Source organism: Kitasatospora sp. NPDC004723, from assembly GCF_040609255.1.
Lineage (GTDB): Bacteria > Actinomycetota > Actinomycetes > Streptomycetales > Streptomycetaceae > Kitasatospora.
In genome coordinates, this window is the sequence record NZ_JBEXJT010000006.1 from 192,238 (window position 1) to 215,166 (window position 22,929).

The 22,929-nt window shown below is 72.3% G+C and carries 20 protein-coding genes and 3 tRNA genes; 10 read left to right on the forward strand and 13 right to left on the reverse strand.

Going from position 1 to position 22,929, the window contains the following annotated elements:
* Nucleotides 1-40 precede the first annotated feature (40 nt).
* A complete protein-coding gene (locus tag ABZW10_RS10390; protein ID WP_355362649.1) occupies nt 41-1,810 on the reverse strand; it encodes a phosphatidylglycerol lysyltransferase domain-containing protein in 1,770 nt (589 codons plus the stop codon).
* Between the two features lie 359 nt (nt 1,811-2,169).
* On the opposite strand from ABZW10_RS10390, the gene ABZW10_RS10395 reads away from it, so the two are divergent.
* Both ABZW10_RS10395 and ABZW10_RS10400 read left to right on the forward strand, forming a co-directional pair.
* Complete coding sequence (locus tag ABZW10_RS10395; protein WP_355362651.1) at nt 2,170-2,820, forward strand: response regulator transcription factor; 651 nt, start codon at nt 2,170-2,172, stop codon at nt 2,818-2,820.
* Complete coding sequence (locus ABZW10_RS10400; RefSeq protein ID WP_355362456.1) at nt 2,817-3,959, forward strand: histidine kinase; 1,143 nt, start codon at nt 2,817-2,819, stop codon at nt 3,957-3,959. The genes ABZW10_RS10395 and ABZW10_RS10400 overlap by 4 nt, the downstream gene beginning before the upstream one ends.
* Before the next feature lie 101 nt (nt 3,960-4,060).
* Here the strand turns inward: ABZW10_RS10400 and ABZW10_RS10405 are convergent.
* Nucleotides 4,061-4,144: transfer RNA gene (locus ABZW10_RS10405), tRNA-Leu, on the reverse strand.
* Between the two features lie 417 nt (nt 4,145-4,561).
* On the opposite strand from ABZW10_RS10405, the gene ABZW10_RS10410 reads away from it, so the two are divergent.
* The 6 genes from ABZW10_RS10410 to pknB all read left to right on the forward strand — a co-directional run bounded on the left by ABZW10_RS10410 (nt 4,562) and on the right by pknB (nt 13,114).
* Nucleotides 4,562-5,428: a DUF3662 and FHA domain-containing protein gene (locus ABZW10_RS10410; RefSeq protein WP_355362458.1), complete on the forward strand. Its 867-nt coding sequence runs from the start codon at nt 4,562-4,564 to the stop codon at nt 5,426-5,428.
* Between the two features lie 13 nt (nt 5,429-5,441).
* The gene (locus tag ABZW10_RS10415; RefSeq protein ID WP_355362460.1) at nt 5,442-5,996 is read left to right on the forward strand and encodes an FHA domain-containing protein; all 555 of its coding nucleotides are present in this window, start codon (nt 5,442-5,444) and stop codon (nt 5,994-5,996) included.
* Between the two features lie 53 nt (nt 5,997-6,049).
* Nucleotides 6,050-7,696: a protein phosphatase 2C domain-containing protein gene (locus tag ABZW10_RS10420; protein WP_355362462.1), complete on the forward strand. Its 1,647-nt coding sequence runs from the start codon at nt 6,050-6,052 to the stop codon at nt 7,694-7,696.
* A 157-nt stretch (nt 7,697-7,853) separates the two neighbouring features.
* Nucleotides 7,854-9,230, forward strand: a complete 1,377-nt coding sequence (locus ABZW10_RS10425) for an FtsW/RodA/SpoVE family cell cycle protein (protein WP_355362653.1) — start codon at nt 7,854-7,856, stop codon at nt 9,228-9,230.
* A complete protein-coding gene (locus ABZW10_RS10430; protein ID WP_355362464.1) occupies nt 9,227-10,684 on the forward strand; it encodes a penicillin-binding protein 2 in 1,458 nt (485 codons plus the stop codon). Before ABZW10_RS10425 ends, ABZW10_RS10430 begins: the two co-directional genes overlap by 4 nt.
* Before the next feature lie 261 nt (nt 10,685-10,945).
* The gene (pknB, locus tag ABZW10_RS10435; RefSeq protein ID WP_355362466.1) at nt 10,946-13,114 is read left to right on the forward strand and encodes a Stk1 family PASTA domain-containing Ser/Thr kinase; all 2,169 of its coding nucleotides are present in this window, start codon (nt 10,946-10,948) and stop codon (nt 13,112-13,114) included.
* 248 nt (nt 13,115-13,362) lie between these two features.
* Here pknB and ABZW10_RS10440 read toward each other — a convergent pair whose 3' ends face one another.
* The 5 genes from ABZW10_RS10440 to ABZW10_RS10460 form a co-directional block, all read right to left on the reverse strand.
* A complete protein-coding gene (locus tag ABZW10_RS10440) occupies nt 13,363-14,169 on the reverse strand; it encodes a class E sortase (protein WP_355362655.1) in 807 nt (268 codons plus the stop codon).
* A 130-nt stretch (nt 14,170-14,299) separates the two neighbouring features.
* On the reverse strand, nt 14,300-15,610 hold the full coding sequence (locus tag ABZW10_RS10445; RefSeq protein ID WP_355362468.1) for a class E sortase: 1,311 nt from the start codon (nt 15,608-15,610) through the stop codon (nt 14,300-14,302).
* A gap of 14 nt (nt 15,611-15,624) precedes the next feature.
* Entirely contained in the window at nt 15,625-16,287 is a 663-nt protein-coding gene (locus tag ABZW10_RS10450) for an aminodeoxychorismate/anthranilate synthase component II (RefSeq protein ID WP_355362470.1), read from the reverse strand.
* A gap of 55 nt (nt 16,288-16,342) precedes the next feature.
* Nucleotides 16,343-16,522: a hypothetical protein gene (locus ABZW10_RS10455; RefSeq protein WP_355362472.1), complete on the reverse strand. Its 180-nt coding sequence runs from the start codon at nt 16,520-16,522 to the stop codon at nt 16,343-16,345.
* A gap of 74 nt (nt 16,523-16,596) precedes the next feature.
* Nucleotides 16,597-17,355 (reverse strand): DUF881 domain-containing protein, encoded by a 759-nt coding sequence (locus ABZW10_RS10460; protein ID WP_355362657.1) that lies wholly within the window; start codon nt 17,353-17,355, stop codon nt 16,597-16,599.
* 120 nt (nt 17,356-17,475) lie between these two features.
* On the opposite strand from ABZW10_RS10460, the gene crgA reads away from it, so the two are divergent.
* Entirely contained in the window at nt 17,476-17,724 is a 249-nt protein-coding gene (gene crgA, locus ABZW10_RS10465; protein ID WP_355362474.1) for a cell division protein CrgA, read from the forward strand.
* A 363-nt stretch (nt 17,725-18,087) separates the two neighbouring features.
* Here crgA and ABZW10_RS10470 read toward each other — a convergent pair whose 3' ends face one another.
* On the reverse strand, nt 18,088-18,999 hold the full coding sequence (locus ABZW10_RS10470) for a rhomboid family intramembrane serine protease (RefSeq protein WP_355362476.1): 912 nt from the start codon (nt 18,997-18,999) through the stop codon (nt 18,088-18,090).
* Between the two features lie 298 nt (nt 19,000-19,297).
* Between ABZW10_RS10470 and ABZW10_RS10475 the strand changes: the two genes are divergently transcribed.
* Nucleotides 19,298-19,969 carry a DUF5324 family protein gene (locus ABZW10_RS10475; protein WP_355362478.1) on the forward strand — a complete coding sequence of 224 codons (672 nt, stop codon included), beginning with the start codon at nt 19,298-19,300 and terminating at the stop codon, nt 19,967-19,969.
* Between the two features lie 72 nt (nt 19,970-20,041).
* Here the strand turns inward: ABZW10_RS10475 and ABZW10_RS10480 are convergent.
* The 5 genes from ABZW10_RS10480 to ABZW10_RS10500 all read right to left on the reverse strand — a co-directional run bounded on the left by ABZW10_RS10480 (nt 20,042) and on the right by ABZW10_RS10500 (nt 22,701).
* Nucleotides 20,042-20,114: transfer RNA gene (locus ABZW10_RS10480), tRNA-Ala, on the reverse strand.
* A gap of 190 nt (nt 20,115-20,304) precedes the next feature.
* Nucleotides 20,305-20,433 carry a DLW-39 family protein gene (locus tag ABZW10_RS10485; RefSeq protein ID WP_014137031.1) on the reverse strand — a complete coding sequence of 43 codons (129 nt, stop codon included), beginning with the start codon at nt 20,431-20,433 and terminating at the stop codon, nt 20,305-20,307.
* 256 nt (nt 20,434-20,689) lie between these two features.
* Nucleotides 20,690-21,073, reverse strand: a complete 384-nt coding sequence (locus tag ABZW10_RS10490; protein WP_355362480.1) for a DUF6191 domain-containing protein — start codon at nt 21,071-21,073, stop codon at nt 20,690-20,692.
* Nucleotides 21,074-21,213: 140 nt separating this feature from the next.
* Nucleotides 21,214-21,290: transfer RNA gene (locus ABZW10_RS10495), tRNA-Ile, on the reverse strand.
* A gap of 16 nt (nt 21,291-21,306) precedes the next feature.
* Nucleotides 21,307-22,701, reverse strand: coding sequence for a cyclopropane-fatty-acyl-phospholipid synthase family protein (locus ABZW10_RS10500; RefSeq protein ID WP_355362482.1), 1,395 nt, complete (start codon nt 22,699-22,701; stop codon nt 21,307-21,309).
* Nucleotides 22,702-22,929 lie beyond the last annotated feature (228 nt).

A 22,929-nucleotide genomic window follows, 5' to 3' on the forward strand; every position in this document is an offset into this window, starting at 1 on the left:
CATCCGGGCGACCGGCCCCCTCCGCCCCCCGGCGGAGGGTCTACCCCTTCCCGCCCCGTGCCGCCACCGGCACGCGGGGCGCCCCGACGGCGGGCGGCCCCTGGTGTCGGCGACGGAACAGCGCGGGCAGGCTCGGTGCGGTGATGAAGCCCTCGGCCCGGGCGCTGGCGATGCCGATCCGCGGAATCTCGCTGCTCTTCTCGAAGAGCAGATAACGCGGCTCCCAGATCGGCCGGTACTTGGCGTTGGCCCGGTAGAGCGATTCGATCTGCCACCAGCGCGAGAAGAAGCCCAGAACGGAACGCCAGAGCCGCAGCACCGGCCCGGCACCGAGCTTCGAGCCGCGCTCGAAAACGGAACGGAACATTGCGAAGTTCAGGGACACCCTGGCCAGATTCACCTCGCGGGCGCGCTGCAGGAGTTCGATCACCATGAACTCCATCAGGCCGTTCTCGGTGTCCCTGGCCCGGCGCATGAGGTCCAGCGAGAGCCCGTCCGTACCCCACGGCACGAAGCTGAGCAGGGCCTTCAGCTCGCCGTCGGCGTCGTGGCACTCCAGCATCACGCAGCGCCCGTCGCCCGGGTCGCCGAGCCGGCCCAGCGCCATCGAGAAGCCGCGCTCGGTCGCGCCGTCGCGCCACTGGTCGGCCTTGGCGACCAGGTCGGCCATCTCGCTCTCGGGGATCTCCTCGTGGCGGCGGATCCGCACCGTGTACCCGGCCCGCTTGACCCGGTTGTAGGCCTGGCGGACCACCCGCATCGCCCGGCCGTCCAGCGAGAACTCGTCCAGTTCGACGATCGCCTCGTCGCCCAGCTCCAGCGCGTCCAGGCCGTGCCGGGCGTAGATCACACCGGCCTCCTCGGAGGCGCCCATCACGGCCGGCGCCCAGGCGTGCTCACGGGCCTCGGCCAGCCAGGCGTCGATCGCGCCCGGCCAGGCCTCCGGGTCGCCGATCGGGTCGCCGGAGGCCAGCGTGACGCCGCCGACCACCCGGTAGGCGATCGCCGCCTTACCGCTCGGCGAGAAGATCACCGCCTTGTCCCGGCGCAGCGCGAAGTAGCCGAGCGAGTCCCGCTCGCCCTGCTTGTCCAGCAGCACCCGCAGCCGCTGCTCGTCCTCCGCACTGAGCAGCTCGGTGCCGCGCGGGCTGCGGAAGGCCACGTAGAGGACGAGCAGGAAGAGCACCGCGCCCATCGCGTTGATGACCGCGTTCACCCAGGTCGGCGCGTCGATCACGGAGCGCAGGTGCTCGGAGGGGGTGATGGTGATCATCCGGCCGACCGAGTAGCGGAACATGTCCCAGAAGCCCGCGGCCGGCAGATTGTTGGTCAGCGCGACCAGCGCGGCGCCGACCACACCGCCGAAGCCCAGGCCGGCCACGAAGGTGGCGGCGGCGGTCTTCGGGTTGGAACGGTCGCCCTTGGAGGTGAACTCCTTCCGGCCGACCAGCAGCGCCAGCACGAAGCCGCAGGTCAGAACGGTGGAGACATAGTTCAGCGGGTGCCGGTCGAAGCCTTCGCCGGGCAGCGACATGGCGATCAGGTAGAGCAGGGCGAAGAGCCCGGCCAGGGCGAGGTTGAAGATCCAGGCGGCCCGCTTGCGGCGCCGCATGGCGATCGCCAGGAAGATCGACAGCACCGCGCTGCTCAGGCCCGCGGTCATCAGGTAGGGGGTGAAGTACTCACCCTCGTTGTGCGTCTCGACCTGGTCGCGGAACGGCTCCAGCAGCACCGTGACGAGGTTCAGCAGGGCGATCAGCCGCAGGTACCAGACCGTCGCCGAGGCGGCCCGCGGGCGCCAGCGCGCCATCACGGCGCCGGGGACGGACCCGGACCCGGTGGGGGAGGTGGACGGCTCCGGCTTCACAGTGGACGACACAGCTCAATTCCAAACGATCAGGTGGTGGGTCGCATCCGCACACGGCCCGGCTGGACGCCCACCTCGGCCGCAGGCCGACTGAGCGGCAGCCAATTCCATGGTTCCCCACTCAGCGTGAGAATCGCGTGAACCAGGTAGCCGATTCACACCCCCGCCGTTCGGCGGGGGTCGCCGGGCCCCGGGGCCCGGCGAAGCCGCCGGTCAGGCCCTACCCTCGATTCCAGTCATGCGGACCGGCCCCGGCCCGGCCGCCGAACCGAGGAGGGACCATCACCACCACCCGCGTGCTGATCGTGGACGACGAGATCCTGGTCCGGTCCGGGCTGGGCCTCATCGTCGGTTCCGCTCCCGACCTGGAGGTGGTCGGCGACTGCTCCGGCGCGCAGACCGAGGAGCACGTCCGGCGGCTGCGTCCGCACGTGGTGCTGCTCGACATCCGGATGCCCGACCTGGACGGCATCTCAGTGCTCCGCCGGCTGCGGGCGCTGCCCGACCCGCCGGCCGTGGCGATGCTCACCACCTTCGACACCGAGGAGTACATCGGCACCGCGCTGCGGGCCGGCGCGTCCGGCTTCCTGCTCAAGGACACCGCCCCGGAGCAGCTGGTGCACGCCGTCCGGGTGCTCGCGGCGGGCGGCAACATCCTCTCCCCGACCGTGACCCGCACCGTGATCGGCGGCTACGTGGACGGCGGCGGACCGGACGCCGAGGCCGCCACCCTGGCCCGCACGCTGACCGGCCGGGAGCTGGACGTGCTGGCGCTGCTGGGCGAGGGCCTGTCCAACGCCGAGATCGCCGACCGGCTGTTCCTGGGCACCGGCACCGTGAAGGACCACATCAGCGCGATCCTCGGCAAGCTCGGCGCCGCCAACCGGGTCCAGGCGGCCGTGATCGCCCACCGGGCCGGGCTGGTCCGCCCGAAGCCGAGCGACGGGGCATGAGCGGCGAGGCCACCGCCGCCCGACGCCTCCTGCCCGGGTTCACCGCACCCTGGCTGATGCTCCTGCTGCCCGCCCTCTACTCGCTGGTGGACGCCGCCCTGGTGGCCCGGGACGCCCCGCCGTGGCAGACCCTGCTGTCGGTGCTGGCCGCCGTCGTCCTGCCGTGGCGGCGGCGCTTCCCGGTCGCCGTACTGCTGCTGACCATGCCCGGCAGTTACTTCGACGACATCTGGCTCGCCCCGATCACCGCCGTCTACACGGTGGCCGCGGAACGCCCCCGGCCCCGGGTGGTGGTGCCGTGCGCCACCCTGTTCGCCCTGGTCGAGTTCTTCCACTGGCCGGTCTCCGAGCAGAACTTCACCATCAGCCGGGACACCGCGCTGTACGCCATCCAGTCCGTGATGCTGGCGGCCGGCCCGGCCGCCACCGGTCTGCTCGCCCGGACGAGGCGCGAGCTGGCCTCCCGGCTGGACGAGCTGACCCGCGGGCAGGAGCGGGAGAGCCGGCTGCTCGCCGAGCGGGTGCTCAGCGAGGAGCGCGGCCGACTCGCCCGGGAGATGCACGACGTGGTCTCGCACCAGGTCAGCCTGATCAGCATCCAGGCCGGCGCGCTGCAGGTCTCCACCCCGGACCAGGCAGCCGTCGGCGCCGCCCGGACCATCCGCGAACTGTCCGTGCGCACCCTGGAGGAGCTGCGCCAGATGGTCGGGGTGCTGCGGGCGGGCGGTCCGCGGATGGACACCCCGCTGGCCCCGCAGCCCAGGCTGGCCGACCTGCCCCGGCTGATCGAGGAGAGCGGGCTGGCCGCGGACGCCGAGCTCGTCCCGGGCGACCGCCCCTGGCCGGAGGCGGTCGAGCGGGCCGCCTACCGCACCGTGCAGGAGGCGCTGACCAACATCACCAAGTACGCGCCCGAGGCCGCGGTGCACGTCAGGATCCGGGCCCGCGGGCGGCGGCTGCGGGTCGAGGTGCGCAACGACGCGCCGCCGGTGCGCCCCGCACAGATCCTGCCGGGCGGCGGCCACGGCCTGGTCGGCCTGCGCGAGCGCGCCCAGTTGCTCGGCGGTTCGCTCACCGCCGGTCCGACCGCGGACGGCGGCTTCGAGGTCCGCGCGGACCTTCCGGCCCCTTCCTCCTGACCCGACCGGGCGGAAGGACCGGCCCCGGGGCAGCGGGGGCGGTGGAGGGCAGGAGGGAACAAAAAAGCCCCGCAGATCCGAAGATCTGCGGGGCTTCGCTGTGCGCGAGGGGGGAGTTGAACCCCCACGCCCTTTCGGGCACTGGAACCTGAATCCAGCGCGTCTGCCTATTCCGCCACCCGCGCATGGGTGTTTTCACCGCTTGCCGGTCGATCAGCCGCTCCGCTCGGTACCATGTGGCCTTCGCGGTTCTTCGATCGGGCCGCCCGGTGGGCGCCCCTTCCGACATGGAAAACAGTAGCACGACCTGCGGGTCACCTCCGAATCCGTTCCCCGGGGGCCCGAGCGCATCCGAACGGATGCCCGGCGCACAGGCGAGCGACAGGTGGCGGCCCCGCGCCGGACGGGTGGCCCTGGCATGTTGCCGCCCGGATGCGTCACCCTGTGTGTCCGAGCCCACCCCCGGGCACCACGTGGTCCGGGAACCGTACGGATGGCCCCGGCGTGGATACGATCAGTACGGAAGTACCGCAAGTAGGCATGACCGGATCCCCGGGAACCGGTCGGCAGGCAGGCGAACGAACCCTGGAAGGGGGTGCCCCATGGGAGTGCTGAAGAAGTTCGAGCAGCGACTCGAGGGTCTCGTCAACGGCACCTTCGCCAAGGTGTTCAAGTCCGAGGTCCAGCCCGTGGAGATCGCCGGCGCTCTGCAGCGTGAGTGCGACAACAACGCGAGCATCTGGAACCGCGACCGCACCGTCGTGCCCAACGACTTCATCGTCGAGCTCAGCCCGCACGACCACGAACGGCTGAGCCCCTACTCCGGACAGCTGGGCAACGAGCTCGCCGGCATGGTCCGCGAGTACGCGGAGGCCCAGCGCTACAGCTTCATGGGCCCGCTCCAGGTGAACCTGGAGAAGGCCGACGACCTCGACACCGGCCTGTACCGGGTGCGCAGCCGCACCCTCGCCGCCGAGGAGCCGCAGCAGCAGGCCCCGGCGCAGCCGACCCAGCCCGGCTACGGCCGCCCGCCGGCCGCCCAGGCCCCCGGCGCACCGTGGCAGCAGCCCGGCGCCGCGCCGTACGGCGCGCCCCCGCCGCCCACCGCGCCCCCGGCCATGCCCCCCGGCCCGCCCGCACCGGCCGGCGGCAATGTGCGCCCGTTCCCGGGCGCCGGCCACGGCACCTCGGTCCGCCGCTGGATCGAGGTCAACGGCGCCCGCCACCAGATCACCGGCAATGCCTGCGTGCTCGGCCGCTCCACCGAGGCGGACGTCCGCATCGACGACCCCGGGGTCTCCCGCAAGCACGCCGAGATCCGCCCCGGCACGCCCGCGATGGTGCTGGACCTGGGGTCCACCAACGGCATCGTGGTGGACGGGCAGCACACCCAGCGCGCTACGCTCCGCGACGGCTCTCGAATCGTCGTGGGCTCCACCACCATCGTCTACCGACAGGTCGAAGGGTAGAGCGGGCGCGGTTATGTCAGAACTGACCCTCACGGTCATGCGGCTGGGTTTCCTGGCCGTGCTGTGGCTGTTCGTGATCGTCGCGGTCCAGGTGATCCGCAGCGACCTGTTCGGGACCCGGGTGAACCCGCGGGCCTCCCGCCGGAGCAATGGTGGCGCCACCGCGGCGACCACCGCCGGAGCGGCCGGAGCGGCCGCGGCCGCCGGGCGCGCCCCGCAGGGCCAGCCGGCCCCCGGCGGTCCGCCGACCCAGGGCGGCGGGCGCCGCCGCGGCGCCCCGACGCAGCTCGTCGTGGTCCAGGGCTCGCTGGCCGGCACCACGGTCGCGCTGCAGGGCCAGACCATCACGCTGGGCCGCGCCCACGACTCCACCATCGTGCTGGACGACGACTACGCGTCCTCCCGGCATGCCAGGATCTATCCCGACCAGACTGGGCAGTGGACGGTGGAGGATCTAGGCTCCACCAACGGCACCTATCTGGACCGTCAGCGCCTGACCGCGCCGACCCCGCTCCAGCCGGGCATGCCGATCCGTATCGGCAGGACCGTCATCGAACTGCGGAAGTAGTAGCGCATGAGGGACAGCATCCCGTCCATGACCCAGAGGGGGGCACAGGTCGCATGACCCTGGTGCTGCGCTTCGCCGCCGGCTCCCACAAGGGACTGATCCGGGAGGGGAACGAGGACTCCGGCTATGCCGGCCCGCGGCTGCTGGCCGTGGCCGACGGCATGGGCGGCGCGGCGGCCGGCGAGGTCGCGTCCTCCGAGGTGCTCGGCTCGATCGTCCGGCTGGACGAGGACGTGCCCGGCGCCGACCTGCTGACCCTGCTCGGCGACGCGGTCCAGGGCGCCAACGACCGGCTCCGCCAGATGGTCGAGGAGGACCCGCAGCTCGAAGGCATGGGCTGCACCCTCACCGCGATGCTCTGGACCGGCCGGCGGATGGGCCTGGTGCACGTCGGCGACTCCCGCGCCTACCTGCTGCGGGACGGCGCGCTGGCGCAGATCACCCAGGACCACACCTGGGTGCAGCGGCTGGTCGACGAGGGCCGGATCACGCCCGAGGAGGCCGAGACCCACCCGCAGCGCTCGCTGCTGATGCGCGCCCTGGACGGCCGCGGCCAGGTCGAGCCCGACCTGTCGATCCGCGAGGTCCGGGCCGGCGACCGCTACCTGATCTGCTCCGACGGCCTCTCCGGCCCGGTCAGCCACCAGACCCTCCAGGACACCCTGGGCAGCTTCTACTCGCCCGAGCAGACCGTGCAGGAGCTGATCCAGCTCGCGCTGCGCGGCGGCGGCCCGGACAACATCACCTGCATCGTGGCGGACGTGCTCGACGTCGGTGCCACGGACACCCTGAGCGGCCAGTTCAACGACGTGCCGGTGGTGGTCGGCGCGGTCGCCGAGACCCCGCCGTCCTCGACCGCCGCCGACCGCTCGATCGCGGACACCCCGGCCGGCCGCGCCGCCGGACTCGGCCGCGGCCCGCAGGGCGCCTTCGGCCCCGCCGAGGGCTACGGCGCCGGCCACCCCGACGGCCAGGGCGGCTTCGGCCCGGCCGATGGCTACCCGGACGGCGGCGAGCCCGCGGTCCACGGGACCGAGGACTTCGACGACGAGCCGCCCCGGAAGAAGCGCAGGAGCCGGGCACTGACCTTCTCGCTGGTCGGCCTGGTCACCGTGGGCCTGCTCGGCGCGGGCGGCTTCTTCGGCTACCAGTGGACCCAGAGCCAGTACTACGTCGGCGCCGAGGGCGACCACATCGCCGTCTACCAGGGCGTCAACCAGAGCCTGGCCGGGCTGAGCCTGTCCTCGGTGCACACCCCGTACAAGGACATCGAACTCAAGTTCCTCCCGCAGGACCAGCGCACCCACGTCACCAACACCATCTCGGCGACCAGCCTCGGCGACGCCGACGACAAGGTGAAGAAGCTGGGCGAGCAGGCCGCGTTCTGCCGGAAGGTCGCCGACGTCCGGGCCGCCGCCGCCAACCCGCCCGCCCAGGGCACCGCCCCGGTGCCCGGCCAGCAGCAGGCCGCCGGGACGGTGGCGACGCACGCCGGGTTCGTGACGGCCACCACGCCCACCCCGGCCGCCACCGGCCGCGCCCCGGCCGCCGGCGTCCCCACACCGACCCCGACCCCGAGCGCCACCACCCCGGCCGCCGTCCCCAGTCAGAACGCCGCCGCCCCGGCCGCACCGCAGGGCGACCTGCCCGGCCTGACCGACGAGGAGCGGCAGCGCGCCGACTCCTGCCCGAAGCCGTGATGGACGCGACCCGACATAGGCCCGCCCGGCGCGGGCCAGCCGGCCGTCAGGGAGCGGCTAAAACGTGAGTACATCCGATGTGAGCAGCGGCGCCGATCGCCGGGACACCGGCGTGCCAGCCGACCGCGCGTCCTCTCGGCGCCGCCGCAACACCACCATCTCGCCGCAGGCGACGCCGAACCGGCGCAACACCGAGCTGGCGATGCTCGCCTTCGCGGTGGCGCTGCCCGTCCTGGCGTACGCCAACGTGGGCCTGGCGATGGACGGGAAGCTGCCGGCCGGCATGCTCGGCTACGGCCTCGGCATGGGCGCCCTCGCGCTGATCGCGCACCTGCTGATGCGCAGGTTCGCGCCCTACGCGGACCCGCTGATGCTGCCCATCGCCACCCTGCTGAACGGGCTCGGCGTGGTGATGATCTGGCGGCTCGACAAGGCCGGGCCGCTGCTGCGCAGCAACTTCCCGGCCGCCGCCAACCAGCTGATGTGGTCCGGCCTGGGCATCGCGTTCTTCATCGTGGTGATGGTCTTCCTGAAGGACCACCGGGTCCTCCAGCGCTACACCTACATCTCGATGGCGGTCGCCCTGGTGCTGCTCGCCGCCCCGGCGTTCTTCCCGGAGCGCAGGGAGGACTTCGGCGCCAAGATCTGGATCCGGATGGGCTCCTTCTCGATCCAGCCCGGTGAGTTCGCCAAGATCATCCTGACCGTGTTCTTCGCCGGCTACCTGATGGTCAAGCGGGACGCCCTGGCGCTGGCCAGCCGCCGCTTCATGGGCCTGTACCTGCCGCGCGGGCGCGACCTCGGCCCGATCATCGTGATCTGGCTGCTCAGCCTGCTGATCCTGATCTTCGAGAACGACCTCGGCTCGTCCTTCCTGTACTTCGGCCTCTTCGTGGTGATGCTCTACGTCGCCACCGAGCGGACCAGCTGGATCGTCTTCGGCCTGCTGATGTCGGTCGGCGGCGCGGTCATGGTGGCCTCCACCACCAGCCACGTGAAGACCCGCATCGACGCCTGGCTCAACCCGATGGCGGCCTTCGAGCCCAACCACCCCGCGTCCGCCACCGAGCAGATCGGCCAGGCGCTGATGGCCTTCGGCTCCGGCGGGGCGACCGGCACCGGGCTCGGCCAGGGCCGGTCCTGGCTGATCGGCTTCGCCGCCAAGAGCGACTTCATCCTCGGCTCCTTCGGCGAGGAACTGGGCCTCACCGGCATGATGGCGATCTTCATGCTGTACGCCCTGCTGATCCAGCGCGGCCTGCGCACCGCGGTCGCCGCCCGCGACCCGTTCGGCAAGCTCCTCGCCGTCGGCCTCTCCTCGGCGATGGCGCTGCAGGTCTTCGTGGTCGCCGGCGGTGTCACCGGACTGATCCCGCTGACCGGTATGACCATGCCGTTCCTCGCCCAGGGCGGCTCCTCGGTGGTCGCCAACTGGGCGCTGGTCGCGATCCTGCTGAAGATCAGCGACAACGCCCGCCGCCCCGGGGTGGAACCCACCCCGACACCCGAGATCCAAGGGGGCAACGCCTCGTGAACAAGCCGATCCGCCGGGTCTCGATCTTCTGCCTCGTGCTGGTCCTGGCCCTCATGGTGCGCACCAACTGGATCCAGGGCGTGCAGGCCGATGCCTGGGCGAGCAACAAGCACAACAAGCGCCAGGACTACGACCGCTACGCCTACCCGCGCGGCAACATCGTCGTCGACGGCCAGCCGATCACCCAGTCCACCTTCGTGAACGGCCTGCGCTACAAGTACAAGCGCTCCTGGACCGACCCCCTGATGTACGCCCCGGTCACCGGCTACTCCTCGCAGGCCTACGGCGCCAACCAGCTGGAGCAGCTGGAGGACGGCATCCTCTCCGGCAGCGACGACCGGCTGTTCTTCCGCAACACCCTGGACATGCTGACCGGCGAGCAGAAGCGCGGCGGCGACGTCGTCACCACGATCAACTCCAAGGCCCAGAAGGCCGCCTTCGACGGGCTCGGCAACAAGAAGGGCGCGGTCGTCGCGCTCGACCCGAAGACCGGCGCGATCCTCGCCCTGGTCTCCACGCCGTCCTACGACCCGGCCAGCTTCGCCGGCAACGAGAAGTCGGACGAGAAGGCCTGGACCGACCTCAACGCCGACCCCAACAAGCCGATGCTCAACCGGGCGCTGCGCGAGACCTACCCGCCCGGCTCGACCTTCAAGCTGGTCACCGCGGCGGCGGCGTTCGAGAACGGCCTGTACCAGAACATCGACGACCAGACCCAGACGCCGGACCCGTACACCCTGCCGGGCACCAACTTCGTGCTGAAGAACGAGTCCGACCAGGAGAAGTGCGGCAACGCCACCATCAAGTCCGGCATGGACCAGTCCTGCAACACGGTGTTCGCCAAGATGGGCGCCGACCTGGGCAAGGACAAGATGCGGGTGCAGGCCGAGAAGTTCGGCTTCAACAGCACCGTGGACACCCCGATCCGCTCGGAGAAGAGCGTCTTCCCGTCCAACTCCACCCCGGACGGCACCGCCCAGGACTCGATCGGCCAGCACGACACCCAGGCCACCCCGCTGCAGATGGCGATGGTCTCCGCGGCGATCGCCAACAACGGCACGCTGATGCAGCCCTACCTGGTCGCCGAGGAGCGCTCCGCCTCGCTGACCACCATCTCCAAGCACACCGACAAGCAGTTCTCCCAGCCGGTCAGCCCGGCGACCGCGAAGAAGCTCCAGGACCTCATGGTCTCGGTGGTCGAGAACGGCACCGGCAAGAACGCCAGGATCCCCGGCCTGACCGTCGGCGGCAAGACCGGCACCGCCCAGCACGGCGAGGGCAACGCGGGCCTGCCGTTCGCCTGGTTCACCTCCTACGCCAACGCCCCCGACGGCCGCTCGGTCGCGGTCGCGGTGGTCGTCGAGGACGGCTCGAACAACCGCGACGGCATCAGCGGCGGCCGGCTCGCCGCGCCGATCGCCAAGTCGGTGATGCAGGCCGTCCTGGGCAAGTGACCGCATGCGTCCCGGGGTGAGGGAAATGTCACGATCGGCAGCCCTGTCCGGATACCGGTCTGGTATCGGCCTGCCGCCGACTCGGGACCCGCACGGTCGGACCGGTAGCGTATCCGCAGCAACGGGTGTGCCCGTTGCCGTCCGCGCGGTGCCGGAGGGTCCTGACCGCAGAACCACCCGGGGCCCGGACGGCGTCACACGGAGTGAGCGGGGACACCTACTTCACAGCCTCACCGGCGGGTGAGGGAGAGGGTCGGATCTATGGAAGAGCCTCGTCGCCTCGGCGGCAGGTACGAGCTCGGCGGCGTCCTCGGACGCGGCGGCATGGCCGAGGTGTACCTCGGCCATGACACCCGGCTCGGCCGCTCCGTCGCCGTGAAGACGCTCCGGGCCGACATGGCCCGTGATCCGTCGTTCCAAGCCCGCTTCCGCCGTGAGGCACAGTCGGCGGCGTCGTTGAACCACCCCGCGATCGTCGCCGTGTACGACACCGGCGAGGACTACATCGACGGCATCTCCATCCCGTACATCGTGATGGAGTACGTCGAGGGCTCCACCCTGCGCGAGCTGCTGCACTCCGGCCGCCGGCTGCTGCCGGAGCGCGCGCTGGAGATGACCATCGGCATCCTGCAGGCCCTGGAGTACTCGCACCGGGCCGGCATCGTGCACCGCGACATCAAGCCCGCCAACGTCATGCTGACCCGGCAGGGCAACGTCAAGGTGATGGACTTCGGCATCGCCCGCGCGATGGGCGACGCCGGCATGACGATGACGCAGACCTCCGCCGTCATCGGCACCGCCCAGTACCTCTCCCCGGAGCAGGCCAAGGGCGAGCAGGTGGACGCCCGCTCCGACCTCTACTCCACCGGCTGCCTGCTCTACGAGCTGCTCACCGTCCGTCCGCCGTTCGTCGGCGACTCCCCCGTGGCGGTCGCCTACCAGCACGTCCGGGAGGAGCCGCAGCCGCCGTCCGTCTTCGACCCCGAGGTGCGCCCCGAGGTCGACGCGATCGTGCTCAAGGCGCTCGCCAAGGACCGCGACTACCGCTACCAGACCGCCGACGAGATGCGCGACGACATCGAGCGCTTCCTCGACGGCCTGCCGGTGGCCGCCGCCCAGCAGGCCGCCGCGTACGGCATGGGCGCCGGGTACGGCTACGACCAGAACGGCTACCCGCAGCAGCACGACCCGTACGGCCAGACCAACGTGCTGCCGCAGCAGGCGCCCGGCGGTCCGACCACCGTCCTGCCGCAGGCCGCCCCGGGCGGCTACCCCGCCCAGCCGCAGGCCGGCGGCTACGACGACGGCTACGGCCAGACCTACGCCGGCGCCCCGGGCGGCGGCAACGACGGCTACGACGACGGTTACGGCCGCAGCGGTCGGCGCGCCGAGGAGCCGCCGAAGAAGAGCAACACCTCCTGGATCGTGCTGGCGGTCGCCGCCGTGCTGGTCCTGGTCGGCACCTTCTTCGTCGCCCAGGCGATGTTCGGCGACAAGAAGGGCGACCAGAAGAAGGAGGCGCCGACGGTCTCGGCGCCCAGCCTGGTCGGCAAGAGCCTGGCGGACGCCAGGACGGCCGCCGTCCAGGCCGGTCCCAAGCTGGTGGTGACCGAGGGCGAGAAGATCGCCTGCCCGGACAGCAACATCAAGAAGGACCAGGTCTGCACGCAGAACCCGGCCGCCGGCACCCAGGTGGCCGAGGCCGCCACGATCACCGTGCAGCTGTCCTCCGGCCCGGCCAAGGCCACCGTGCCGAGCGTGGTCGGCAAGACCAAGGACCAGGCCCTCAAGGCGCTCGGTGACGCCGGCTTCGCCAACGTCTCGACCGACTACAAGGACGACGACAACGCCCCGCTGGACCAGGTCATCGCGCAGGACCCGGCGGGCGGCGGCGCCGACCCGACCGCCCCGGTCAAGCTGACCGTCTCGCAGGGCAAGGCCAAGATCAACGTGCCGAGCGTGGTCGGCCAGCAGAAGGAGGCCGCGGAGGCCGCCCTGACGAGCGCCGGCTTCCAGGTGGACTCCTCGAAGACCGCCCAGACCAACGACCCGGCCAAGGTCAACACGGTGGCCTCGCAGAACCCCGCGGGCGGCAAGCAGCCGGCCAACACCAAGATCACCCTGACCATCTTCAAGGCGCCGGAGAAGGTCTCCGTCCCGCCGCTGCAGAACGTCGTGCTCAGGGAAGCCATCAAGACCCTCGAAGGCATGGGCCTGAAGTACACCGTCGTCCAGGGCCCGCAGGACCCGAACTCCACGGTGATCGCCTCGAACCCGGCGGCCGGGACCCAGGTGGACCCGAACACCACGGTCGGGCTGCAGACCAAGCCGGTGGATCCGCCCAAAGGAGGCGACACACCCACCCTCCCCGGGATTCCCGGCCTCCCCACCCCCTCGAACACCAAAGGGGGACCAAACGGCAACAACTAGGCCACCCTGGCTCCCCTGGTTCTGAGCCCCTCGGGGCGGGACCGGCCGGGTGAGTTGTTCCGGGACAGCAGCGAGGGCCCGTCGACGGTGTCGACGGGCCCTCGGGCGTTCCTCCTGGGCCTTCCCGGGTGTCGGCGGGTTCCTCCGGGGGGCTCCGGGGGCTCCGGGGAGTCCTGGCGCCTCCTGGGGCTTCCTGGGGCTTCCTGGGGCCCTCCGCGGGTCAAGGACCTCGGCGGCCCCAGCGGCCCTCAGCCGCGCCGCAGCTCGGCGGGCGGGGTGCGCTTGGCGTCCATGTCGTCCACCCGCACCAAGCTCCCCCACACCGCCATCCGGTAGCGCGAGGTGTAGACCGGGGTGCAGGTGGTCAGCGTGATGTACCGGCCGGGCTCGGTGTAGCCCGAGCCCTTGGGCACCGGGGCGACGATGCCGGTGTCGAACTTCGAGGTCTCCGGCAGGGTGCTGTCGACCCGGTAGACGTACCACTTGTCCCGGGTCTCGACGACGATCGGGTCGCCCTTCTTGAGCGCGTCCAGGTTGTGGAACTTCGCCCCGTGGCCGTCCCGGTGGGCGGCCAGCGCGAAGTTGCCGGACGCGTCCCAGGGCATCGCCGCGCGGTACGGCTGCTCGTAGACCCCGGCCACGCCCTCGGCCAGGGTGTCCGTGTCGGTGCCCATCCGGATCAGCACCTGGTAGTTCCGGCCCATCGCGGGGACGTGCAGGAAGCCGACCCCCGCGCCCGTCGACCCGCCGGAGCCACCGGAGCCGCCCGACCCGGAGCCGCCCCCGGTTCCCGTCTGCGCACCGCCCGCCGCCGGATCGCCCGGGGTGGCCGGGGCACCGGGAACGCCGGGGTCGCCCGGGGCGGCGGTGGCGGAGCCGCCGGACGGGGGAGCGATCGGTCCGCCGGCCGCCCAGGAGTCGCGCAGCTGGTCGGAGGCCGCGGCGGCGGAACGGTCCGCCAGCACGTCGGTCCACCAGAGCGAGTAGCTGACGAACAGTCCGAGCACCAGGCCGAGGGTGATCAGCAGCTCGCCGAAGACCCCCACCACGGCCAGCGCCCGCCGCCGCCCGCGCCGCGGCCCACGCCCGTCCCCGGACTCCGGCCCGGCCCCCGGGAAGGCCTCCTCGGCCACCGCTTCGGTCTCCTGGGTCACATCTCTCCCCTTGCTACTAACCCGCTCGCGGTCAGCCTCCCGTGAGGGCGGCCGGCTTGCCCTGGGTGCGCGGCCGTTCCTCGATCATCTTGCCAAAGACGATCAGCCGGTACTTCGAACTGAACTCCGGCGTGCACGTGGTCAACGTGATGTACCGGCCCGCCCCGCTGTACCCGGCGCCGTTCGGCACCGGCTTGATCACGCTCACGTTGGACGGCGGGGTCTCCGGGATGCCGCCGGTGACCTCGTAGGTGAAGTACGCGGTCGCGGTCTCCACCACGATCTTGTCGCCCTTGCCGAGCTGGTTGATCCGCCGGAACGGCTCGCCGTGGGTGTTGCGGTGCGCGGCCAGCGCGAAGTTGCCCGCCTTGTCGGCCGGCATGCCGGTGCCCGTGTAGTGCCCCACCAGGCCCTTGTCGAGCACCGCGCCCTTGGCGGTGCCCTCGGCGATCGGGAACTTCTGGCCGAGCTTCGGCAGATGGATGATCGCGAAGCCCTTGCCGGGCTCGAACGTCTCCGGTTTGGCCGGATCCGGCGCCGGCTGTCCGGCCGCCGGGGCCGGGGCGGCCGCGTCGAACTGCTCCTCCAGCTGGCTGCGGGCCCCGTCGGCGGCCGCGTCGGCCTGCACATTGGTCCACCAGAGCTGGTACGAGACGAAGAGCAGCATCACCAGGCCGAGGGTGATGCACAGCTCGCCGAGGAACCGGGCCAAGACCACCGCCGCCGACTCCTTCGGCCGGGGCCGGTCCCCGGCCGCGGTCCGGGCGCCCGCGCGGCGCCGTCCGCGTCCCTGCGCGGCCCGTCGGCGCTCGGCCCGCCCGCCGGCGGGAACGGCCGGCTGCGGTTCGGCGGCCACCGCGTCCATGGTGACCGTCTCGGCGGCGGCGAGCACCTCCCGTTCCGTTCCGGGCGTGTCGGGGCTCTCCAGGTGCAGCCGGAGCGTCTCCTCGGCCCGCTCGGGCGCCACGGAGGGCGCGGCCTGCTCGTAGACGCCCCAGCCGTCCTCGGCGTCCTGCGGCCCCGTCCAGCCCTGGTTCTGGCCCTGGCCCTGCTGGGCGGGGATGAAGCCGCCCTGCCGGAGCTGCTGCTCCTGGTACGGGTCGTACCCCTGGTACTGGCCCTGCTGGTACGGCCCCGGCGGGTACTGCCCGCCGTACGGGTCCTGCGGCGCCGGCGCGCGGTACCGGCCGCCGTACGGGTCCTGGTGGCCGCCGTACGGGTCCTGGTGCCCCTGGGGGTCCTGGTGACCCTGGTGGGGGTACTGCTGCGGGTACGGCCCGCCCTGGTACGCGCCGCCGCCCTGCGGGTCCGCCTCCGGCTGGTGGCGTCGCTCCGGACGCACCGCGGTCACCCCGCTCAGCCCCGGCCGATCACCGGGGCGAGCCCGGCGGACCGGTCGACGGCCTGCGGGTCGCCGCACTCGGCCAGCCAGTTGGCGAGCATCCGGTGGCCGCCCTCGGTGAGCACCGACTCCGGGTGGAACTGCACGCCCTCCACCGCGAGGTCGCGGTGGCGCAGCCCCATGATCACGCCGCTCCCGGTGCGCGCGGTGACCACCAGCTCGTCCGGCACGGTGCCGGGCTCGACCGCCAGCGAGTGGTACCGGGTCGCGGTGAGCGGCGAGGGCAGGCCGGCGAACACCCCGCCGTCCTCGTGCTCGACCGGCGAGGTCTTGCCGTGCAGCAGCTCGGGCGCCCGGCCGACCACGGCGCCGTAGGCCACCGCGATGGACTGCAGGCCCAGGCAGACGCCGAACACCGGCAGTCCGATCCGCGCGCAGTGGTGCACCATCTCGATGCAGACGCCGGCCTCCTCCGGGGCGCCCGGGCCGGGGGAGAGCAGCACCCCGTCGAAACCGGCGTCGCCGTCGCGGCGCACCGCGTGCTCGACGGTCACCTCGTCGTTGCGGACCACCTCGCAGGTGGCGCCGAGCTGGTAGAGGTACTGGACCAGGTTGAAGACGAAGCTGTCGTAGTTGTCGACGACCAGGATGCGGGGCGGGGTCGGCCGGGAGGTCATGGGCGCGCGTTCTCCGGTGGGTGCGGGGACTGGGGCGGGGGGCGGAGCCGCCGGGTCAGCCGACGGCGCCGTCGCCGTCTCCGTCCACGGTGACGTCTCCGAAGGGCAGGAGCGGTTCCGCCCACGGGAAGACGTACGTGAAGAGGAGGTAGACGATCCCCAGCACGAGGAGCACCGAGACGACGGCCTTGACCAGGGTGTTCCCCGGCAGATGACGCCAGATCCAGCCGTACATGGTGCTCCCTCGACGTAGCGGACTGGGGTCAAGACTAGACCCCGGGCCCCGGCTGCCAGGCGTGTCCCGCCGCTCTACTGCTGGCCGGTGGCCGCGCGGAGGTCCGCCGTTCCCGAGTAGCCGGGCAGCGCGAGGTCCCCGCTCTCCTGCACCTTCCAGCCCAGTCCGTACGCCTGTACGTACTGCTGGTAGTTGCGGATCGTCGGGTCCGCCTCCACCGCGGCGCGCAGCGCGTCGGTCCGGCCGACCGCCCTGACCACGTACGGCGGCGAGTAGACCCGGCCCTGGAGCAGCAGGGTGTTGCCCACGCAGCGGACGGCGCTGGTGGAGATCAGCCGCTGGTCCATCACCTGGACGCCCTCGGCGCCGCCGCGCCAGAGCGCGTTGACCACGGCCTGGATGTCCTGCTGGTGGATGACCAGGTCGTTGACGTCCGGCTCGCGCACGCCGGGGATGCGCGCGGTCGCGTTCGGCGGGGCGTCGTTGAGGGTGACGGTGAGGCCGGGGCCCTGGAGCGGGTCCAGGGCGGCGGCCTGCTCCAGGGCGGTGAGCTGCGCGGCGTCGGCCGGGCTGCGGCCCTGCTGGCCGGTGAGCTGCTGGGACCGCTCCTGGAGCTCGGCGAGCTGGGCCTGGGACTGCTGGTTCTGCGCGCTGCGCTGCCTTATCACGTCGGACAGGCTGAGGAGCGAGTTGTCGGTGCGCAGGTCGGTGCCGCGCGCGGTCTGCGCGCTGATGTAGAAGAGCAGTCCGGCGAGCGCGAAGACGGCGCAGGTCAGGGCACGTCCGACAATTCGGGTGCCGGAGGCGCGGGTACGGGCCGGCCGAGGGGGAATCGACAAATTAGGCACCGTACCCTTATCTCCTTCGGACCCGCCGAACCACTACGCTAACGGACGCCGCCACACCACCGTGAACCCCTGCGCGGTCACAGCGCATCGACAGGAGAGCTCCTCGTGCCGAAGTCTCGACTCCGCAAGAAGTCCGACTACACCCCGCCGACCACGGCGACGGTGAAGATCAGTTCGGGCCGCAGCTGGGTTGCGCCGCTGATGTTGGCGATGTTCCTGATCGGTCTGATCTGGATCGTCACCTACTACGTGACCAGCGGCAGCTGGCCGGTGGAGAGCTGGCGGAACTGGAACATCCTGGTGGGCTTCGGCTTCATCGCGGCGGGTTTCGGCGTCTCCACCCAGTGGAAGTGACGCCGGGGCTGCTGCCCTGAGCTCCTTCACCGCCGCCCCGGACGGCTCGACCCGGGGCGGCGTCCCGGTGTGCCCGGACGGCGGGCTTCCGCCGTGGTTCCGCACTCGGTAATCCGATTACCACGCTTATCCACATGGTTATCCACACTGGGGAAAAGTCACTCGGGCCTGTGGATAACTCGCGCCGGGGGCGCTTTCCATACCGCCGCGCGCCCTTCTCTCGAAGGCCGGATCCGCACAGCAGGACACGCGTAGAACAGCCGTTCACGGCCGGTCGTTCGCACAGCCTGTGCACAACCCCGCACATGCTGTGGACAACCGTGCGGACACCGGACGCCCGTGCGGACGGTCCGGGACGGCGGTTCACCCGCCGTAGGCGGCCGTCCCGGCGAGCACCATCGCCAGCACCAGACCGGCCACCCCCGCCAGCGTCAGCCCCTGGACGGCCGCCCGGCGACCCCGCGGGGCGTACATCAGGCCGGCCGCGGTCAGCATCCCGGCGATCAGGCCGCCGAGGTGCGCGCGCCAGTCGATCCCCTGCACCGAGAAGGTGACGATCAGGTTGAACACCAGCAACGCGACGATCGGCCCGAGCGGGGCCCGGACCCGGCGGTAGAGCACCACGGTCGCGCCCAGCAGGCCGAAGACCGCCCCCGAGGCACCCAGCGAGCGCATCCCGTCGCCGGCCAGCAGGAAGGCGAAGGCACTGCCGGCCAGCCCGGAGAGCAGGTAGAGCGCGAGGAAGCGGACCCGCCCCAGGGCCGCCTCCAGCTGCGGGCCCAGCACCCAGAGCACCAGCATGTTGGTGGCGATGTGCCAGGGCGCGGTGTGCAGGAAGACAGCGGTCAGCAGCCGGTACCACTGGCCCGGGCCCTCGGCGACGCCGGAGGGGAACGGGTAGTAGTGGTCGGGGGCGAAGCTGCGCAGTTCGAGGTCGAAGGCCAGCCAGGGCGTGAGCACGTAGCCGGCGAGGACGAAGACCACCAGGTTGATGCCGATCAGCGCCTTGGTGACCAGCGCTCCGTCGGTGGCCGGGCGTCCGCCGAAGCGGGTGGTCGCCCGCCGGACCTGGCGGCCTCCCTCGCTGACGCAGTCCGGGCAGTGGAAGCCGACCGAGGCGTTCACCATGCACTGCGGGCAGATCGGCCGGCCGCAGCGCGAGCAGCCGATGCCGGTCTCCTGCTCGGGGTGCCGGTAACAGCGGGACAGCCCGTTCCCGCCGCCCGCCGGGCCGGGGGTCGGGTCGATCGGCGGCCTCGGCTCGTCCGGGAGCATCGGCTATCCCCTTCTGCCACGACTTGCTGCGACGACACGTACGCGCTCCCGGCGGGGACCCGCCGGAACCGCCAGCCTACTGCGGCCATACCCCCGACCGGACGGCCCATTCGCCCCCGCCCGGTACCGCCGCCCGCCGCACCGCCGGCCGGCCCGCCACCGCACCCCCCAGCCACCGCGCCCCCGGCCACCGCACCCCACCACCGGCCCACTCCGGCATGCCACCGGACAAATCCGGATGCATGATCAGCATTCAGGTGGATATGTGCACAAAGGACGCCACCAGGAGGAGAGACTCGTGACCCCTTTGGACTCGGCCCGAGCAACGGCCGGCAACTTCGCGGACAACGCCCGGCAGCAGGCCTCCCAGGCCGCCCACACCGTCCGCGTCCAGTACGACCGGCACATCGCCCCCCAGGTCGGTCACGCCTTCGCCAGCCTGCCGCCGGAGGCCCAGCAGAACACCCTGAAGGCCCTGCACCGCACCCAGGAGGCCGCCCTTGCCGCCCGCCACTCCGCCTCCCGGGCGGCCTGCCGGGCGCGCTCGACGGTCGCCCCCAAGGTCGTGCACGCCGTCGAGGAGGCCCGCGCGGCCGTCGGCCCGGTCGCCCTCGAGGCCCAGACCCGCGGCGCCGCCGCGCTGACCGCCATGCGGGGCAACGTCACCTCGGCGGAGATCAGCGATCTCGCGGCCCGCAACGCCCGCAAGTCGTGCCGGGGCGGCTGGGCGACGGGGCTGGCCGTGGCGGGGGTGATCGCGATCGTCAGCGGCATCGCCACCTGGCAGTGGTGGCGGCACCGCAGCAACCCGGAATGGCTGGTGGAGCCCCCGGCCGACGCCCGCGCCACGGGCCCCGGCACCGGCCCGGCCACCCCGGTGAACGGCTCGCCGGAGGCCGGCGGCCCCGGCGCGGCCGACACGCCCACCGAGGACCGCTCCGAGCCGCGGGACCCGCGCGAACCGCACTGAGAACGCGGATCGGCCGCTGACCAGGATTCAGGTCAGCGGCCGATCGCCGTCCACGCGTGGTGGACCGAACTGTGGAGCTTAGGAGACTCGAACTCCTGACATCTGCCTTGCAAAGGCAGCGCTCTACCAACTGAGCTAAAGCCCCGGGGCGGCACCGGACGCACCGCCGGGCACTAGCGTACCCGGTCCCGGCACGAATCCGGTGCCTGGTCCCGGCACTCCTGCCGTGCGGGGCCGGAACCTCCGGCCGACCCGGTCACCCGACCGGGCCGGCCGGCCCGGGAGGCGCCGCGCGGCGCCTCCGAAGACTGTCGATCGTCAGACCGTCGGGGGCCTCAGCGACCGGCCGGGACCGGGTCGGTGGCCTCGGTCCACAGGTCCTGCTCGGCGCGGTCCGCCTGGACCTGACGGTAGACAAAGAAGCCGCCGAGGGCGACCAGGGCGACCAGGAGAAGCTTCTTCACCGCGGGACCTCGTCCTTCTTGCGTTGACGGACTCAGCAGCCGTGCGCCGATCGTTCCGATCGGGCCGACGAGTCCGTGGTTTGTTACGAGCACGAACGGGCGGTCGGTATGCCGGACTGCCCTTGCGGCCGATGATACACACCGGTGTCCCAATCGTGACCAGCGACCGCTGCCTCCAACCGACCCGTCCGGCCGGAGGATTGACGCCACACCTCCTGTCGTACGGTCGGCCCGGCGCAGAGCCTCCGCAGAGCCGTCACCGTTCCCGCCCACCCGCCGGGGAACCGGGCGGCGAACCGGGCGGTGGAGCCTGCGGGGAAGCGGGCGCGGAACCCGCCGGCGGCACCACCACCGCCACCCCGGACGCCAGGTCCACCCGGGTGCGCGGCGGCGCCCCGTCGTCCTCCTCGTCGCGCAGCATCAGGGTGCTCTGCCGTTCGTCGAGCTGGTGCTGCTTGCCGGCCGCGAACTGCGCGTGCAGTTGCTCGAAGCCGGTCGCCGAGATCTGTCCCTCCCGGCCGGTCCCCCGCCACGGCACCAGGCGCGACCGGCGCGCCCGGAGCGCCAGCTGGTCGATGAACGCCAGCGCCACCAGCAGGCAGACCAGACCGGGGATGGTCATCGCGAACAGCAGACCCATCGGGTCACCGCCTCCACCGTCGGACACCGCCGGGGCGGGCCCCGGCCTCCACCGGTAGAACACCCGGCCGCCGCCGGTGGTTCCGGGAATCCGGCGGAAAACGCCGAAGGGCCCGGAGCGATGCTCCGGGCCCTTCGCGGTGGTGGGGCTAACAGGACTTGAACCTGTGGCCTCTTCCTTATCAGGGAAGCGCTCTAACCGTCTGAGCTATAGCCCCTTGCCGCACTGAAAGATTAGCGGACCGATCCCCGATCCCCCAAATCCGTTGCGGCCGGGCCCACGGCGGGGTCCTCCGGGACGGGCAGGTCGGAGGCGGTGCCGCGGGCGGCGAGCCACTCCGCGCGGGTCGCCGGGAAGTGTGCCGCGCCCTGGACGGAGGTGCGCACCGCGAGGATCTGGTTGACCCCGATCCGGTTCTCCTCGAAGGCCAGTGCGGAGGCCGCCATGTAGAGCCGCCAGACCCGCGCCCGGCCGCGCCCCACCAGCCCGACCGCCTCCGTCCAGTGTGCCTCCAGATTGGCCACCCACTCACGCAGGGTCAGCCCGTAGTGCTCACGGAGCGACTCGACGTCGCGCACCTCGAAGCCGGCCTCCTCCAGCCGGGAGACGGTGGAACCGACCGGGGACAGTTCGCCATCCGGGAAGACGTAACGGTTGATGAACGGGCTGGGGCGGTACCGCTCGCCGGGGTGGTCGGGGCGGCGGGCGATCTGGTGGTTGAGCAGCCGGCCGCCGGGCACCAGCAGCCGGTACAGGCCCTCCGCGTAGACGCGGTACTGGGCCTCGCCGACGTGCTCCGCCATGCCCACGCTGGAGATCGCGTCGAACGGGCCGTCCTGGATCTCCCGGTAGTCCTGGAGCCGGATCTCCACCCGGTCCGCCAGCCCGGCCTCCTCGACCCGCCGCCGGGCCAGCGCGACCTGCTCCTCGGAGATCGACACACCGACCGCCGTCACCCCGTAGTGCCGGGCCGCGTGCAGCAGCAGCGAGCCCCAGCCCGAGCCGACGTCCAGCAGCCGCATCCCGGGCCGCAGGCCGAGCTTGCGGCAGATGAGGTCCAGCTTGGCCTCCTGCGCCGCCTCCAGGCTCTTCGCGGCGGGCTCCCAGTAGGCGCACGAGTAGACCATCGACGGGCCCAGCACCAGGCCGTAGAAGTCGTTGCCGACGTCGTAGTGGTGGTGGATCGCCGCGCGGTCGCGACCGCGGCTGTGCAGCCGCCCGCGGCCCGCCGGGGCCTCCTCCGGCGGCGGCACCGGCTCGGGCCCGAGCACGCCGGCCCGCAGCAGCGCGCCCACCGCCCGGCGGCCCCTGGCGCCCAGCACGTCGCCGGGGCCGAGCCGCAGCGTGCGGATCTCCGGGCGCTCGGCGAAGTGCGCCACGGCCCGCAGCACGTCGTACAGATCGGTGTCCGGGGCGACCTCCAGGTCCCCCGAGACGAAGGCGCGGACCAGGCCCAGCTCTCCCGGCTGCCAGAGCAGCCGGCGCAGCGCGCGGCGGTTGCGCAGCACCACGGTGGGCGCACCGGGCGGTCCGGCGACACTGCCGTCCCAGACCCGCACCCGCAGCGGCACCGGGACCCCCAGCAGTCCGTCCAGAGCCTCGACCAGCCGCCTTGCGAGCTCCGCCATCGCGCGCCTCCGTCCTGCCGTGCCTGAGAGCAGTCGTCCCGGACCCGTCCGGTGGGAACCGGGGAGGCCTGCGCCGGCCGGGTGACGCGGAACGAGCGGACCCAGCTAAGCCCACCGCGACCCCGGCCCGTCCGGGCGGCACGCCGCCCCCGACGGCTGTCACCCGAAATGCCGACGGGCCCCACCGGCTGCAACAACCGGTGGGGCCCGCTGATTCCGTCCGCGAAC